This is a genomic window from Acinetobacter sp. WCHA29, from assembly GCF_002165335.1.
GTDB lineage: Bacteria > Pseudomonadota > Gammaproteobacteria > Pseudomonadales > Moraxellaceae > Acinetobacter.
Map to the genome: position 1 here is coordinate 90,374 of NZ_NHRQ01000006.1, position 16,405 is coordinate 106,778.

Genomic DNA, 16,405 nt, shown 5'->3' on the forward strand with positions numbered 1-16,405 from the left:
GGCGATGTCTCATAAATGATATATCAGTCTTTTAAGCTTTCACATAGAATAAAATCGCATTGATAAAAATGAGAACAACATGAGTTCAGAGGCACATTCAATCAGCTTAATTGCACCCGTGGTTTTATTGGCTGCAGCTGTGATTGCAGTCCCTATTTTTAAACGAATAGGTTTGGGTTCGGTACTGGGTTACTTAATTGCAGGCTTGATCATTGGACCATTTGGCTTTGCTTTCTTCCAAGACTCCGCATCAATTTTACACATCGCAGAGTTAGGAATCGTCATGTACCTGTTTGTGATTGGGCTGGAAATGCAGCCTTCACATTTATGGGGACTCAGACGTGAAATCTTCGGTCTAGGCACTTTACAGATTGTAGCCTGTGCGGCAGCACTGACAGGTGTGGGGCTTTTATTTGGATTTAAATGGCAAGTTGCATTTATTGGTGCAGCAGGTTTTGTACTGACGTCTACCGCAATTGTGATGCAACTCTTGGGTGATCGTGGGGATATTGCCCAGCCACAAGGTCAAAAGATTGTCGCGATTTTATTATTTGAAGACTTATTAATTGTCCCATTACTGGCAATTGTTGCTTTTATGGCACCGAATCCTGTGGTGGAAAGCAGTTCAGCACGTTTAGAAAATATTGGCATTGGTTTAATTGCAATTGCAGGTTTAATCGCCGCAGGTTATTGGTTGCTCAATCCTTTATTTAGATTGCTTGCTGCGGCAAAAGCACGAGAAGTAATGACGGCTGCAGCACTTTTAGTGGTGTTGGGTGCTGCTTTATTGATGCAAGTCAGTGGTTTATCTATGGCAATGGGGGCATTTCTTGCAGGCGTGTTGCTATCAGAATCAACTTTTAGACACCAAATTGAAGCCGATATTGAACCATTTCGAGGAATTTTATTGGGGCTCTTTTTCCTTGGTGTTGGAATGTCACTGGATTTATCGGTCGTGAAGCAAAACTGGCAACTGATTGTCAGTGGCGTTATTGCAATGATGTTTGCGAAATCACTCATGATTTATATCGTTGCGCGAATAACCCAAAGTCGACATACGGAAGCTTTGGATCGTGCTTTATTGATGGCGCAAGGCGGTGAGTTTGCTTTTGTTCTGTTTTCTGCTGCGGTCACTGCTCAGGTGATTGATAATACAGTTAAGTCGAATCTAACAGCAATTATTGTACTGTCTATGGTATTAACCCCAATCTTAGGCATTCTTTTTAAACGATTTACCGAAACCAAAGATTCAGTTTTTCTTGATAACGTTGATATAGCTCAAGGTCTAAGTGGCAGTATTCTAATGATTGGTTTTGGTCGTTTTGGTCAGGTGACAAGTCAATTACTCTTGGCAAGAGGGGTTGATGTGACAATTATTGATAATGACATCGACATGATTCAAAACGCAGAAAAATTTGGTTTTAAAATCTACTATGGTGATGGCTGTCGTCTCGATATTTTACATGCTTCAGGGGCTTCGGCGGCAGAAGCAATCGTCATCTGTGTCGACAGTAAACAAACAACCAATCGAATTGTGGAATTGGTGACACATGAATTTCCATTAGCCAAAGTCTTGGTTCGTTCTTATGATCGAGAGCATTCACTACATTTGGTCAAACAAAAAGTCGATTATATGATTCGTGAAACCTTTGAATCTGCGGTTAAATTCGGTGAAGTCATTTTAGAGCAATTAGGTGTCGATGAACATGAAGTTCGTATGATCTCAAATGAAATTCGAGAACGTGATAATGAGCGTTTTGAAACTGAAATTGCTGCGGATGATGTCTATGCTGGGGTGGGTTTACAATACTCACATTCTCATCCTCGACCTACAGCACCATTGATTCGACCTAAACAAGCAGGACGAATTTTAAATGGTGAAGAAACTGAAAAGGATGTAGAAGATAGGTAAATCGATTTTGAAATAAAATGGATTTAAATAAGTCTTAGCTAGCTAGACTAAGACTTATTTTTTAATTTAAATTTGAATAAAACTAAAACAAAAATACCCAATAAAAGCCCCCAAAATGCAGAACCAATTCCCCAAAATTGAACTCCTGATGCGCTACATAAAAAGGTGAGTAATGCTGCTTCTCGTTCTTCTACGTTTGCAAAAGCCACTGCAATGTTATGGCTAATCGTGGCAAATAGGGCAATACCTGCAAGTGCAACAATAAAAATAGGCGGAAATGACATGAGTAAGCTGACTAAGGTTGCAGCGAAAAGCCCCATTAAAATATAAAACAAACCACAGCTTATACCTGCAATATAGCGTTTGCTCGGATCAGGATGCACTTGTTCATCTAAGCTGACCGCTGCACTAATCGCGGCTAAATTGATCGAAAAACAACCAAAAGGAGCAAAAATCGTATGTGCAATGCCTGTCCAGCCTACAATTTGATTGACGTGTGGGTGATAACCATAGCTTTTAATCATGGCAATACCGGGCAAATTTTGTGAAGTCATATTGATGACAAACAAGGGTAAGGCTAGACCCAGTAATGCAGACCATGAAAATGAAGGTTGCATCCATACAGGTTGAGTAAAAGACCAAGTGATTGAATGTAATTGAAAATCAATAAAGAGCGGGCAAATCATTGCACCTAAAATCACTGTCAGCACAATGCTATAACGAGGCAATAAGCGTTTTGACACAAGATAAATTGCTAACATGCTTAAGATAAAGCCGAGTTGACTTTCTAAGCTGCTAAAAATCTGAATTCCAAATTTTAATAAAATCCCAGCAAGCATCGCACATGTGAGGCTTTGAGGAATATGCGCCAGTAACTTTTGGAAAATGCCTGAAAATCCAACGATTGCGATTGCGACGCCACAAATTAAGAAAGCACCAATTGCTTCATACAAATCATAATGGCCAGTCGATGCAATGATCAGTGCAATCCCTGGGGTTGACCATGCTGTAGCAACTGGATATTTATATTTCCAAGATAAGATGAGTCCTGATAATCCAATCGCTAAACCTAATGCCCAAAACCAAGAGCTGATTTGTGCTGTATTTGCACCTAAAGATTGTGCGCCTTGGATCACTAATACAGCAGAAACGCTAATTCCAATCAGGAAGGTAATAAAACCAGCAAAAACGGCAGGAATCGAAAAATCTTGAATTAGACGTTGCATCAAGGCATCTATACTTGATTAAAATTTGTTGAAAAGTATATCGTTAATTCAGCGGAAATCGTAGTTTAAAAATGATTGAATTAATTGATCATATGATCAAAACATTATTATGTAAGGGTAGAGGTTGCCAACCGTAATCCAAAAATAAAGAATAAAATACCCACGCTACAAACACCTCCAGCGGCAAGTTTGTAATTATGTTTGAAAAAGTTTGCTAATTTAACACCTGAAAAAATCAGAGCTGTCAGATAGGTAAAACTGACCAGTTGCACAATAATGGCTAAGATCAGAAAGCTGAGTGCTGGATAAGCATAATTGGGTTGTACAAATTGCACGAAAAAAGACAGGAAAAACAGAATCGCTTTAGGATTGAGTAAACTGATACTGAGTGCGGTACGATAGGGATGAATTTGATCTAAACGAGGTAAATCAGTCATTTCTGTAGGGTGTGCAGGCTTATTCCATGTCTGATAGGCACTCTGTAATAGCTTAAAGCCTAGATAGGCGAGATAACAAGCGCCTGTTAATTTTAAAACGATAAATAAAATCGGGAAGGCTTTTAATAATGATGCCGCACCTAAGACCGTACACAGGATTAAAATAGAATCACCTGTGAATACGCCACATGCCGCAGCATAACCTGTACGAATACCATAGCGTGAAGCGACCGACATCACATATAAAGAGTTTGGGCCAGGCAATAACACAATTAAGATTGTACCAATAATAAAAGTGGTTAAATCTGTTATGCCGAACACAATCTACTCATTAAAAACCGATTTTCATTAATATAACAAAAATCGGTTTTTATAGGTGAAAAATAAACTAATTAAGGTCGAATCTCTGCATCAATACCAAAAGATTGACGCAGTAATAAACTCAAATGATCACGTGCTTTGATAAAGCCATCAATACCACCTTGTAGTAATTGGAAAGCCATTAAATCTTGCTCAAGTTCAGCTTTAAAACTTTCTTTGCTTTGAGCCGTACGTTCAATTTTCTCAGCTTGTTGCGCCGAAGTTGAGCTGAGTTGAGCTTCAACAACCTGTTGATCTTGTTCAAGTTGGGCCAATAGATTTGGTGCAATTGTCAGTAAGTCACAACCTGCTAAACCGAGGACTTGTGCTGTACTACGGAAGCTTGCACCCATGACCTGTGTCGCAATGCCGTGTTGTTTGTAATAGTTATAAATTTTCTTGACTGAAAGAACACCTGGATCGTTTTCGATCGGGTATTGCTCAACGCCTTCCGCTTTTTTATACCAGTCTAATATGCGACCGACAAAAGGAGAAATTAGGGTTACTTTTGCATCTGCGCAAGCTTGAGCCTGATGCAAACCAAACAACAAGGTGAGGTTACATGGAATCCCTTCAGCCTCTAAAACTTTAGCTGCTTGAATGCCTTCCCACGTTGACGCGATCTTGATCAAGATACGAGATTGCTCAATACCATAGCCTTGGTAAAGTTTAGAAAGTTCACGCGCTTTGGCAATCGTCGCATCAGTATCATAAGAAAGAGAAGCATCGACTTCAGTTGAAACACGTCCATCGATCAATTTTAAAATTTCAACGCCAAACTTCACTGTCAAAATATCAATGGTGCGTTCAATCAGTTCATCACTTTGATAACCTTCTTGTTTTGCTTGTGTATAAGCTTCTTCAATCAGTTGCTTACTTTCAGGTTGTTCAGCCGCTGCTGTAATAAGTGATGGATTGGTTGTTGCATCTAAGGGACGAAATTTTTCAATCGCTTCTAGATCACTACTATCGGCAACAACGGTTGTTAAATTTTTTAATTGGTGTAATGCAGTCTGAGTCATTGATATAGCGTTCTTACTTAAAAAAAATTATGGATAACTTCTTTATAGCACAATCTACAGGAAAGCAAAGCATCGCTTTCAATACATTTAAATCTGAGTAATTTAGTCGCTTTTCCTAGGTTGTTGCCGTTGTTGTCGAATGTGCTCAATCAAAAATCTAGCAGCAACACCTAACTTGCTTTCTCGACTCCAGACTAGATCGACATAGTATTCAAACTTTGGGGTGAAATCATAAAGTTGCAAAACTTTTAATTTTTTCTTTAATTCAGGGTTTTCATTAAACATTTCTAAGGGCAAAACACCCCAACCTAAATTCCGAAGAATCATCATACAAGCAGAATGATGATGATCTGTACGCCAATAATCTTTAGAAAATAACAATTCAGGTTTAATGCTATGGTCACGGCTAGCGACCACGATTTGGCGTGTCTGCACCATTTGCTCAAATGAGATTTGCTCAAATTGGGCTAAAGCATGACCTTGAGCAATCACTGGAACAAGAGCTTCTTTTTTTAATTCAACAAATTGTTCACGACTATCTAATTGTTCTCGTTCAAACATCAGTGCAAGTTGTGCAGACTGATCCAGTAACATCTGTAAAGCATCTTCCTGAGGAGCAGAAAAAATATTAATAGTCAGATTTGGAAAATGTTGTTCAAGCAACGTAATGTAATCGGTCCAATTGGTATGTAGCAATTCAGAAACCACGACAATGTTTAAAGTTGACTCTAGTCCAGCGCTGAGTGCATGAGCATGTTGTTTCCATTGATTGATTTCAATCAAAAGTTTTTGAGTTTTCTCATATAAAACCATTGCCGCAGGTGTTGGTGTAGGTTCACGTCCAATTCGCTCGAATAAATTGAGATTCAGATCAATTTCTAAATTGGCAATTGACATACTCACTGCCGAAGGAACTTTGCCGAGTTTCCGCGCAGCAGCCGAAAATGAACCTGTTTCGATTACGGTCTGAAACATTAGAAGTTGTTCTTGATTAATATTCATCTGTCAAAACCAATCTATCAAAAAAAGTGAAAGAACCTGATTGGATTAATCAAAATTATAAAAATAAAATGGCGCGTATCCAAATAAAAGAGTGTTAGAAAATGTTGATTTCCAGAAGAAGACTCATTCATGCAATTAGCTATGAAGTGATCTTATTGGTCATCATCGCAATTGCGTTAAGTTTTATTTTTAGTATGCCTTTAGAGGTGACTGGTATTCTAGGTGTAATCATGGCCATCATTTCAGTGATTTGGAATATGATTTTTAACCATTATTTTGAGAGAGTTGAACATAAATATCAGTGGAAACGAACGATTCCTGTGCGTATCTTGCATGCGGTTGGTTTTGAGGGTGGTTTGATGCTTGCGACCATTCCAATTATTGCTTATATGATGAAGATGAGCTTTATTGATGCATTAATTTTAGATTTTGGTCTAACGATGTGTATTTTGGTTTATACCTTTATCTTCCAATGGTGTTATGACATGGTAGAAGAGCGTTTCTTTCCTGATGTGAAATTTGCATCTTGATATATAAATAAAGGCATTGTTTAGTAGACTCTTTTAAACAATGCCTTAAAAGCACATAATTGATTAAAATAAAAAGGATTTTTGATACTTATTATGGATACGGATCATTTCTGGAAAACTTTTGTGATAATTCATGGTTTCGTTATTTCTTTTATATATTGATCTATATGGTAGCTGATCAATTGTCTTAGAAGCTAAATAGCCTAAGTAGATCTCAAACAGAATAGAAAATTCTCATCCCTAAAAAAACTCCATGCTAAACTAAGCGCATTGTCTTTTCGATTACATGATTTTCTCTATGTTTCAACAAGAAATCTCTCAATTAAACCTACAACAATTCAAAGCAGGCGAAAAGCGCTGGATTGGTTCCTTACGTGGATCATCAGCAGCATTATTATTTAAAGAAATTGCCACGAAAAGTTCAAATCTATATGTGATTGTTGCGAGAAATAATCAGCATCTTGCTCAGCTCGAAAGTGAACTAGAATTTTACGGAATAAAACCAACGATTTTTCCTGATTGGGAAATTTTGCCTTATGACCGTTTATCTCCGCATCAAGATATTGTTTCTGAACGTTTGGCGATTTTAGCGAATATGCCACAAAAGGGTATTCTACTGGTTTCTGCCAGTACCTTAGCGCAACGTGTTGCACCGTACTCATGGGTGGTTGGTGAACACTTTGATATTAAAGTTGGACAACGGCTTAATTTGGAAGCACAGAAAAAGCAACTGGTGCAGGCGGGTTATCGTTTGGTTGATACTGTTTATGATCATGGAGAATTTGCAGTTCGTGGCAGTATCATGGACATTTATGCATCTGGACAAGATCAACCGATTCGAATTGATTTATTTGATGATGAAATTGAAAGCTTAAAATTTTTTGATCCAGAAACGCAGAGAACCACTGAGTCTTTAAAAAACTTCACTGTTTTACCAGCAAAAGAATTTCCTTTAAAAGAGGGACGTTCTACCTTTAGAGATCGTTACGCAGAAAGTTTTCCAACTGCGAATCCTAAGAAAAACCCAATTTATCAAGATGTACTTGAAGGAATTGCAACACCGGGATTAGAGTTTTATTTACCTTTATTCTTTGAGAAAAAGGTGATGGAAGCGCAAAGTATGCTTATGACATACTTACCAAAGAATTGCGTTGTCATTACAAATAACGAAATTGAAGATGAATTAATCAATTTTTGGAAAGAAGTGGTTCGTCGTTATGAAGATCGCCGTCATAACATCGACCAACCAATTCTTCCGCCTGAAGAGCTGTTTTTAATGCCAAATCATGTGTTACAGGCATTAAACCAATTTCCAAGGATTTTAGCTTCAGCAGAAGCATTTGACGAAAAAGTAGGTGTTTTAAATCTTGCAGCAGAACAACCACCAAAGCTTGCAGTTGATCCTAAAAAAGAACAGCCCTTTGAAGCAGTTAAACATTATATCGACCAAGTTAAACATCCTGTTTTATTGGTAGCAGAAAGTGCAGGTCGGCGTGAAACCTTAAAAGATGCATTACGTTCAGTTCTAGGTGAAATTCAAAATGTAGAGAGTTTTGTCCAATTTCAGAAAGACAAGCTACAAGTTGCAATCACAAGCGCGCCATTAGATCGTGGACTCGTGCTCAGCAATCAACTCTCAGTCATTTCTGAAAATCAACTCTATGAACATCGGGTAGTACAACGACGTCGTAAGCGTCAGCAAGAAGTTTCTGAAGAATTTCTTGTTCGAAGCTTAACCGAACTGAGTATTGGTGCACCTGTAGTACATATCGATCATGGTGTTGGGCGTTATGCAGGCTTAATTACCTTAGAAATTGATCAACAGGATCATGAGTTTTTACAGCTCGATTATGCAGATGGTGCAAAAGTTTATGTGCCTGTCACCAATTTACACCTGATCAGCCGTTATAGTGGTGGCGATCCTGACTTAGCACCTTTACATAAATTAGGTACAGATACATGGAGTAAAGCCAAGCGGAAAGCTTTAGAGCAAATCCATGATGTTGCGGCTGAGTTGTTACATATTCAGGCCCGTCGTCAATCGAAACCGGGTTTTGCTTTTGAGCTCGATCATACTGGATATATGCAATTCTCTAGTGGTTTTGCCTATGAAGAGACTTTAGACCAAGCCAACGCGATTGAAGCAACCCTCCATGATATGCAGCTTGCCAAACCAATGGATCGTTTGGTCTGCGGTGATGTCGGTTTTGGTAAAACCGAAGTGGCGATGCGAGCAGCTTTTGTTGCAGTCCAAAACAACAAGCAAGTTGCGGTATTAGTTCCTACTACGCTATTGGCACAGCAGCATTATGAGTCCTTTAAAGATCGTTTTGCTGATACTGCGGTGCGCATTGAAGTGCTGTCTCGTTTTGGTAGTAATAAAACGCATCTGAAAACGATTGAAGACTTAGCTGAAGGCAAAGTTGATATTGTGGTGGGAACACATAAAATCCTGCAAGAAAACATTCAATTCAAGAATCTTGGATTAATGATTGTTGATGAGGAACATCGTTTTGGTGTTCGTGATAAAGAACGGATTAAAGCCTTACGTGCCGATGTGGATATGCTGACGCTAACGGCGACGCCGATTCCACGAACTCTGAATATGGCATTTTCTGGAATGCGAGATCTTTCGATTATTGCAACGCCGCCCGCCCGCCGTTTAGCCGTCAAAACTTTTGTTCAAGAACATACGGATGACTCAATTAAAGAAGCGATTTTGCGTGAGTTGTTACGTGGTGGTCAGGTTTATTTATTACATAATGAAGTTGAAACCATTGAAAGAGCAGCAGAAACGATTCGTAATTTAGTCCCAGAAGCACGTGTTGCAGTTGCACATGGACAAATGCGCGAACGTGAACTTGAGCAGGTCATGCAGCAGTTCTATCACAAAGAATATAATGTTCTTGTATGTTCAACCATTATCGAAACGGGTATTGATGTACCAAATGCCAATACCATTATTATTGAACGTGCAGACAAACTGGGTTTAGCGCAATTGCATCAATTACGTGGTCGAGTCGGTCGTTCACACCACCAAGCGTATGCCTATTTATTGGTTCCATCACTTAAACATCTCAAAGGCGATGCAGAAAAACGTTTAGATGCGATTCAGCGTGCCTCGACGTTAGGTGCAGGATTCATGCTTGCAACTGAAGACTTGGAGATTCGGGGTGCGGGTGAATTACTCGGTGAGCAGCAAAGTGGTTCGATGCAAGCGATTGGTTATAGCTTGTATATGGAAATGTTAGAGAAAGCGACCAAAGCCATCCAAAAAGGCAAAACGCCAAACTTTGACGCACCTTTATCATTGACCGCAGAAATTAATCTACATATGCCAGCCTTGATTCCAGATGATTATTTGGGTGATGTGCATCAACGTTTGTTGTTTTATAAGCGCATTAGTAATACTGATACACAAGAGAAACTCGACAACATTCGTATGGAGTTGATTGATCGCTTCGGTATTCCACCACAGTCGGTCAAACAATTGTTTAGTGTGCATCAATTACGTTTGAAGGCAGAGCAGCTAGGGATTACTAAGATTGATGTCAATACTAATGGTGGATACATTGAATTTTCGCCAGACACACCAGTGCAAGCAATCAGTATCATTCAATTAATGCAAAAGAATCCAACCTACTATCGTATGGAAGGTGGTCAACGCTTAAAGATCACAGTGCAAATGGCTGAGTACGATAAGCGGATTCAGTTTATTGTTGATCTATTGAATAAACTACTCAACGAACTACATAGTTAGTTGAAAAGTAAATTTTTTGCTGACGAATTGAACAGCTTGGATTCCCTTTAAGCAAAGAATTTGCTTTTTGTCTGATGTCGATGTAATAAATAAGGAAAATCATTGTTATTTGTAATCAAACAGGCGACTAATAATATTCACATCAAAACTGATGTGATAGTATTGATCATCATTATTATGCATCATTTATAAAGATATGTTTAGTTTGCATCCACAACTTGCTCAAGATACATTTTTTGTAGGCGACTTTCCGCTTTCAACATGTCGTTTAATGAATGATATGCAATTTCCATGGTTGATTCTTGTACCACGTGTACCGGGAATTAGCGAGTTATATGAATTAAGCCAAGCTGATCAAGAGCAATTCTTACGTGAATCAAGCTGGTTATCGAGCCAATTGGCACGCGTATTCCGTGCAGACAAAATGAATGTTGCAGCACTCGGTAACGTCGTGCCACAACTGCATTTTCATCATGTTGTACGTTATCAAAATGATGTTGCATGGCCTAAACCAGTTTGGGGAACGCCAGCCGTACCTTATAGCAATGATGTACTCGCACATATGCGTCAAACATTAATGCTTGCATTGCGTGGTCAAGGCGATATGCCATTTGACTGGCGTATGGACTGATTTAGAAAATAGAATAAAAAACAGTCTTCTATAACAAGGAAGGAGGGTAGGGTGTCACTAGATAGGTTAATAGATAAAGAACCTAGACAGTTCGCTTATTTTCATCGTTTGATGGGATATTCGATCTTGTCACTGATTTTAGTCATCTATGCATTTACCTCTCCCAGTGCTAACTATCAGCTTTACATCCTTCCTTTTTTATTGATCCATTTTCTTATTTGTCCCAAATTAGAAAAATGGCTTCAGTATAAATATGATAAAAATACTCAAAAAAATGTACTCTTTGCTTTTGAAGCGGTCATCGTTGCAATTGTACTTGCAGGGTTACACCTAAGTTTAGTTCCTACTTTTACGATTTTATTTGGGCTTCTTTATGTTGGTTTAAATAATAAAATTACACTCCCTGTTGCGTGTTTAATCGGACTGATCGGTGTTCTTACTTTTTACTTTTGTACTTTTACAATTTTTGCTGCTGAAGAATATTTCGAGCCTACAAATCCAGAACTGACTGTCGTTAGTTTATTTGGTTTGATGATGTTTATCGTGATTGGTAACTATTATCAACATAGAAAAATCAATATTTTAGGCCAACAGCGTCAGCATTATCATAACCAAATGACACGCTACATTGCTTTTGCTAACCAATTGAGTCGATATGCGCCATTACAATTATGGCAGTCGATCATGCGTGGGGAAGCTCAAGCTAAAATTGAATATAAACGTAAAAAATTAACCATTTTCTTCTCCGATATTCAAGGGTTTACTGAGCTTTCAGAAAGCCTTATTCCTGATGATTTAGCTTTTTTACTTAATGATTATTTAAGTCATATGACTGAAATAGCAAAACAGTATGAAGCAACCGTTGATAAGTTTATGGGCGATGCGATTCTCATCTTCTTCGGTGATCCAAATTCTCAGGGTGTTGAACAAGATGCGAAGTCATGTGTAGAAATGGCGATCGCAATGCGTCAGCAAATGAAATTGTTGCGTGAGCGTTGGAAGAAAATGGGCTATCCAGCGTTGCACATTCGAATGGGTATTAGTACGGGTTATTGTCACGTAGGTAACTACGGGGCTTCACATCGTATGGCTTATACCATCGTTGGTCGAGATGTAAATTTAGCAGCGCGTTTGCAGTCTGCTGCTGAAGTTGATGAAATCCTGATTGCGGATGACACCCATCAGCTAATTAAAAATGAATTTTTATGTGTACCGAAAGTGCCAATTTATTTAAAAGGGATTCAAGGACCTGTTAAAACGTGGCAGGTAATGGAAAAATTCACAGGTAAGAAATCCGATACACAAAAATGGTTTGATTTCGATTATAAAGGCTTCCATCTGGTTTTGAACTTAGAGGAAGTACAGAATTATGAATATCCAGAATTGGTTGAAATTTTGGAGAATATGGTCCAGCGCATCAAAACACAACAAAAAATTACCAATGCTCAGGGTATTCCAAAACTGACTTTGGATGATGAAGTAAGATAAAAATATTCAATAATTAATTATAGAGTTGAAATATGTCTGCATTCGTTTCAAAGTATCCATTGGCTATTGATGAGAACATGGTGGGTGAGTATCCTGCTTTGGTAAAGTCTGGTGCAGGTTATTTTTATGATGATGTTCTTGAATATCGAGTTTGGTGTCATCCAGAACGTGGTGCGCTAGATGAATATGAGGGGCAAGATTATTATTGTGCATTTTCCACTTATGAAGATGCTCAACAGTTTTCCGAACAAACAGCTGGAGCGGAACATCCTTTGGTTTTGATACGTCAAAGCTGTTGGATTAATGAACCTCAAACAGGTGTATTTACTGCTGATCGTGGAGAACGTCTAACTGAGTGGCAAGTAATCTGGTTGAATAATGCAAAACGTCAAGATGGTGATATTGAAAATTTCTTTGCGAAACGAGGAATTGCATTTACAGGCTATCAGGAAGTGATGGATGCGACGCCTTTCACCAGAGATTTTAATCCGCAAGCATACAAAGCATTCCCACAATATTTAGGGGTTATTGCCTGTTCTTGTGTTATTGATGGAAAATTGCCAATACGTTGGGTATCTCACGCAGGCGGAGACTGGCAAATGTATTGTCATGTGGATGCACATGATTTTTCTGAAAATAGTTTGGATTTTGAGCAGAATATTCAATTGACCAATATGGCACAATTACTCAAATATAATCCAGATTTGCAAATATTATATGATCTACCTATAGATAAAGGTGCTTATAGAGATCATGTGGAGTCTATTTGGCAATATTTTGAGGATTGTGATGTTGATCAATAAACTTGGATTAAAAAACTCCTCTAATAAAGAGGAGTTTTTTATGAATGAAGCTTAGTGATTTTCCGAAGCATGATTAATCGTATATTTCGGAATTTCAATTTCTAAATCTTCATCAACGATCTCAACTTGACATGACAGGCGAGAGTCAGGCTCTAAACCCCATGCACGATCAAGTAGATCTGCTTCAACATCGTTCATTTCTTCAAGGCTGTCAAAACCTTTACGAACAATCACGTGGCAAGTTGTACATGCCGCAGACATGTCGCAAGCATGTTCAATTTTAATGCCTTGTTTCAATAAGCTTTGGCATAAATTGGCGTTTTGTTCGACTTCAAATTCTGCACCTTCAGGGCAAATGAGTGCATGAGGAAGAACTTTAATACGTGGCATATTGATCACCTATACCTTTAGTTTGAGTTTGACCAATCTTCAAGTTTTGTACCTTTTAAGGCATGGTCAATATGTCGATTCATACGAAGTGCTGCAAACGCATCGCTGTGAATTTTAAGTTGTTGAACAGCATGTTCAATCGCCGCAAGCTCATCGGTCTTCAGACGAGCTTTTAACGCTTCAGCAGCAAGAATTAAGTCGCGGGCCTGTTGCTGAGAGAGTAAATCGGTATCTGCTTTTAACGCTTGTTCTAAAGCTTCCAACTCACGTTGTGCTTCCACTTTTGTTTCTTGCAGATGGCGCAATTGTTTGTCTTCTTCCGCATGTTGGAAACCTTCAACCAAGAGGCGTTCAGTATCCGCTGCAGATAAACCATAAGATGGTTTGATATCAATTTGCGCTTGAACACCAGAAGTGGTTTCTTTCGCAGATACTGTCAGTAAGCCATCCGCATCAACTTGGAAGGTCACTTCAATGCGTGCTTGACCAGCAGTCATTGGTGGGATGCCATGTAAAACAAAGCGACCCAATGAACGACAATGCTCGACTAAATCACGTTCACCTTGTACCACATGAATTAACATCGCTGTTTGTCCATCTTGATAAGTGGTGAATTCTTGACGGCGTGCGACTGGAATTGCGGTATTTCTTGAAATTAATCGTTCAACCAATCCTCCCATGGTTTCTAGACCAAGAGAAAGTGGCGTGACATCAAGTAATAATGAACCATCTTGACTGTTGCCAATGAGCTGGTTGGCGGTAATAGATGCGCCAATTGCAACGACTTCATCAGGATTGATCGTACAGAGTGGTTCACGTTCAAATAATTCGCGTACAGCATTTTGTACGGCATATGAACGTGTTGAACCACCTACTAAAACCACATGTTCGATTTCATCGAGTTCAAGTTTAGCATCACGCAGTACACGTTTACATACACTCATGGTTTTATCGAGTGCAACTTGAATAATCGATTCAAAAGTTGGGCGATCTAAAGTGAGTCGATCATCCAGTAATTTTAATTCAGCAGATTCATGATTTGTTAAATATTCTTTGGCTTGACGCGCTGCAACAACAAAAACAGCATATTCTTCATCGCTTAAAGTTTCGATATTAAGCTGTTTTTTTGCCCATTTTACGATTAAGCGGTCTAGGTCATCACCACCAAGTGCGGTATGTCCACCAGTCGCAAGAACTTCAAAAACACCTTGTGAGAAACGTAAAATAGAAACGTCAAATGTACCACCACCAAGGTCGTAAATCACGTAGTTACGATCGGTGCTCAAGTTAGTATCTTGGTCTAATCCATAGGCAACAGCTGCCGCAGTAGGTTCATTCAACAAACGTAAAACATTTAAACCTGCAAGTTGAGCAGCATCACGTGTCGCTTGGCGTTGTGCTTCATCAAAATATGCTGGAACAGTGATCACTGCACCGTTGATAGGGTTCTTTAAACTTGCTTCGGCACGATCTTTTAACTGTTTTAAAATGTCTGCAGAAATTTCGACAGGCGTTTTACGACCAGCAGTAGTTTCAAATGCTGGCATCTCATTTTCTGCACCAACAAGTGTATACGGATGCTGGAATTTGATATCTGCTTGTGAGCGACCCATAAAACGTTTTACTGAAACAACAGTATTTTTGGGGTCAGTCATCATAAACGGCTTGGCTTCATAACCAAACGTCGTTGAATCTTTTGCGTAATGAACAATCGACGGCAGTAATACACGATCTTTGTCATCTTGCAGAACTTTCGGTTTTCCCGATAGCACTGTCGCCACTAAAGAGTGGGTTGTCCCTAAGTCAATGCCGATCGCAATACGATGTTGATGCGGAGCAGTAGATTGACCTGGTTCAGCAATTTGCAAAAGTGCCATGCGTGAGGTATCCCTTGAAAATATTTGGTAACAGCGGATTAAAAATCATCATCGAGATCGAAGCTATCTTCTTCGTCCAACATACGATCTTCAGCTTTATCAATATCATTCATTACACGTTGAAAAAAACGTAGTTTACGAACGGTATCACGAGCCTCAGCCCAATCTTCTTCAGCAAAATCAATTTTAAATTCACGAACTAAACCGTCAATCCATTGCTGAACTTCAACTTTTAAGGTGCGAAGTTGCTCGGTAGAGGTGGCCTCATCAAGCTGTTCACGCATTTCGAGTGCAGATTGTAAAAATTCAAAATCGCTAATGGACTGATCCAAGTGATGATCTTGTTTTTTTAAGCCAAGTAAATACGCCGCACGACTATCAACTTGTGAGAGCACTTTATACGCTTGATTGATTTCACTCGACTTGATCAATGCTTGATCTTTGTCAGTGGCTTTATCGGGATGATATTGCTGTTGCAAACTTAAAAATTGTTTTTTTAAAGCTGCTAAATCTATATCGAGTGCTTCTGGTAATTGGAACAACTCAAAATGATTCATGGGAGATGAATTCCGCTATTAATAAATACGTTAAAACAGTGCGGAACACACTGTTTTGACGAAAAGAAAGAGGGTGTTGCTAGTTAGACGGTAAATGATTCACCGCAACCACATTCACCTTTTTGGTTAGGGTTGTTAAATTCAAAGCCTTCATTCAAACCATTTTTCACATAATCCATCTCTAAACCATTGAGATAAACAAGGCTTTTAGGATCAACAAAAACTTTAACACCGAGTTGTTCAAACACTTGATCATGTGTATCGATATCATCGACAAACTCAAGTACATAAGCCAACCCAGAACAACCCGAAGTTTTCACACCAATACGAATGCCTTCACCCTTACCGCGGTTTTGCAGGTAATTGCTGATGTGAGTCGCAGCATTTTCAGTTAAATGGATCATGAAAAC

14 protein-coding genes are annotated in these 16,405 nt (G+C 38.9%); 6 read left to right on the plus strand and 8 right to left on the minus strand.

From position 1 onward, the window contains the following. The first annotated feature begins 79 nt into the window (after positions 1-79). The gene (locus tag CDG59_RS06510) at positions 80-1,912 is read left to right on the plus strand and encodes a monovalent cation:proton antiporter-2 (CPA2) family protein (protein WP_087544322.1); all 1,833 of its coding nucleotides are present in this window, start codon (positions 80-82) and stop codon (positions 1,910-1,912) included. Positions 1,913-1,959: 47 nt separating this feature from the next. Here the strand turns inward: CDG59_RS06510 and CDG59_RS06515 are convergent, their stop codons facing one another. The 4 genes from CDG59_RS06515 to CDG59_RS06530 all read right to left on the minus strand — a co-directional run bounded on the left by CDG59_RS06515 (position 1,960) and on the right by CDG59_RS06530 (position 5,959). Next, the gene (locus CDG59_RS06515) at positions 1,960-3,138 is read right to left on the minus strand and encodes a benzoate/H(+) symporter BenE family transporter (RefSeq protein WP_087544324.1); all 1,179 of its coding nucleotides are present in this window, start codon (positions 3,136-3,138) and stop codon (positions 1,960-1,962) included. Positions 3,139-3,245: 107 nt separating this feature from the next. After that, positions 3,246-3,896 (minus strand): leucine efflux protein LeuE, encoded by a 651-nt coding sequence (leuE, locus tag CDG59_RS06520; protein ID WP_087544326.1) that lies wholly within the window; start codon positions 3,894-3,896, stop codon positions 3,246-3,248. 71 nt (positions 3,897-3,967) lie between these two features. Continuing rightward, positions 3,968-4,957, minus strand: coding sequence for a transaldolase (gene tal, locus CDG59_RS06525; RefSeq protein ID WP_087544328.1), 990 nt, complete (start codon positions 4,955-4,957; stop codon positions 3,968-3,970). Between the two features lie 102 nt (positions 4,958-5,059). Next, complete coding sequence (locus tag CDG59_RS06530; protein WP_087544330.1) at positions 5,060-5,959, minus strand: LysR family transcriptional regulator; 900 nt, start codon at positions 5,957-5,959, stop codon at positions 5,060-5,062. A gap of 101 nt (positions 5,960-6,060) precedes the next feature. Here CDG59_RS06530 and aceI point away from each other — a divergent pair, with 101 nt between their 5' ends. From aceI to CDG59_RS06555, 5 genes are all read left to right on the plus strand, one after another. Beyond that, positions 6,061-6,489, plus strand: a complete 429-nt coding sequence (aceI, locus tag CDG59_RS06535; RefSeq protein WP_087544332.1) for a chlorhexidine efflux PACE transporter AceI — start codon at positions 6,061-6,063, stop codon at positions 6,487-6,489. 298 nt (positions 6,490-6,787) lie between these two features. Further along, complete coding sequence (gene mfd / locus CDG59_RS06540; protein ID WP_087544334.1) at positions 6,788-10,249, plus strand: transcription-repair coupling factor; 3,462 nt, start codon at positions 6,788-6,790, stop codon at positions 10,247-10,249. Between the two features lie 196 nt (positions 10,250-10,445). Then, positions 10,446-10,880: an HIT domain-containing protein gene (locus tag CDG59_RS06545; RefSeq protein ID WP_005160827.1), complete on the plus strand. Its 435-nt coding sequence runs from the start codon at positions 10,446-10,448 to the stop codon at positions 10,878-10,880. A 51-nt stretch (positions 10,881-10,931) separates the two neighbouring features. Then, a complete protein-coding gene (locus CDG59_RS06550; protein WP_087544336.1) occupies positions 10,932-12,368 on the plus strand; it encodes an adenylate/guanylate cyclase domain-containing protein in 1,437 nt (478 codons plus the stop codon). Between the two features lie 32 nt (positions 12,369-12,400). Beyond that, positions 12,401-13,171: a hypothetical protein gene (locus CDG59_RS06555; protein ID WP_087544338.1), complete on the plus strand. Its 771-nt coding sequence runs from the start codon at positions 12,401-12,403 to the stop codon at positions 13,169-13,171. A gap of 51 nt (positions 13,172-13,222) precedes the next feature. Here CDG59_RS06555 and fdx read toward each other — a convergent pair whose 3' ends face one another. The 4 genes from fdx to iscA all read right to left on the minus strand — a co-directional run bounded on the left by fdx (position 13,223) and on the right by iscA (position 16,399). After that, positions 13,223-13,561, minus strand: coding sequence for an ISC system 2Fe-2S type ferredoxin (fdx, locus tag CDG59_RS06560; RefSeq protein ID WP_004661453.1), 339 nt, complete (start codon positions 13,559-13,561; stop codon positions 13,223-13,225). Between the two features lie 17 nt (positions 13,562-13,578). Further along, positions 13,579-15,438, minus strand: a complete 1,860-nt coding sequence (hscA, locus tag CDG59_RS06565) for a Fe-S protein assembly chaperone HscA (RefSeq protein WP_087544340.1) — start codon at positions 15,436-15,438, stop codon at positions 13,579-13,581. Positions 15,439-15,476: 38 nt separating this feature from the next. Then, entirely contained in the window at positions 15,477-15,995 is a 519-nt protein-coding gene (gene hscB, locus CDG59_RS06570; RefSeq protein WP_004758242.1) for a Fe-S protein assembly co-chaperone HscB, read from the minus strand. Between the two features lie 83 nt (positions 15,996-16,078). Next, the gene (gene iscA, locus CDG59_RS06575) at positions 16,079-16,399 is read right to left on the minus strand and encodes an iron-sulfur cluster assembly protein IscA (protein ID WP_004661460.1); all 321 of its coding nucleotides are present in this window, start codon (positions 16,397-16,399) and stop codon (positions 16,079-16,081) included. Between the last annotated feature and the right edge of the window lie 6 nt (positions 16,400-16,405).

Coding starts and splice junctions, on each gene's coding strand:
- CDG59_RS06530 (WP_087544330.1), bottom strand. CDS start 5,959: ATGAATATTAATCAAGAACAACTTCTAATGTTTCAGACCGTAATCGAA.
- CDG59_RS06515 (WP_087544324.1), bottom strand. CDS start 3,138: ATGCAACGTCTAATTCAAGATTTTTCGATTCCTGCCGTTTTTGCTGGT.
- hscA (WP_087544340.1), bottom strand. CDS start 15,438: ATGGCACTTTTGCAAATTGCTGAACCAGGTCAATCTACTGCTCCGCAT.
- iscA (WP_004661460.1), bottom strand. CDS start 16,399: ATGATCCATTTAACTGAAAATGCTGCGACTCACATCAGCAATTACCTG.
- CDG59_RS06555 (WP_087544338.1), top strand. CDS start 12,401: ATGTCTGCATTCGTTTCAAAGTATCCATTGGCTATTGATGAGAACATG.
- CDG59_RS06545 (WP_005160827.1), top strand. CDS start 10,446: ATGTTTAGTTTGCATCCACAACTTGCTCAAGATACATTTTTTGTAGGC.
- aceI (WP_087544332.1), top strand. CDS start 6,061: ATGTTGATTTCCAGAAGAAGACTCATTCATGCAATTAGCTATGAAGTG.
- mfd (WP_087544334.1), top strand. CDS start 6,788: ATGTTTCAACAAGAAATCTCTCAATTAAACCTACAACAATTCAAAGCA.
- hscB (WP_004758242.1), bottom strand. CDS start 15,995: ATGAATCATTTTGAGTTGTTCCAATTACCAGAAGCACTCGATATAGAT.
- fdx (WP_004661453.1), bottom strand. CDS start 13,561: ATGCCACGTATTAAAGTTCTTCCTCATGCACTCATTTGCCCTGAAGGT.
- CDG59_RS06510 (WP_087544322.1), top strand. CDS start 80: ATGAGTTCAGAGGCACATTCAATCAGCTTAATTGCACCCGTGGTTTTA.
- tal (WP_087544328.1), bottom strand. CDS start 4,957: ATGACTCAGACTGCATTACACCAATTAAAAAATTTAACAACCGTTGTT.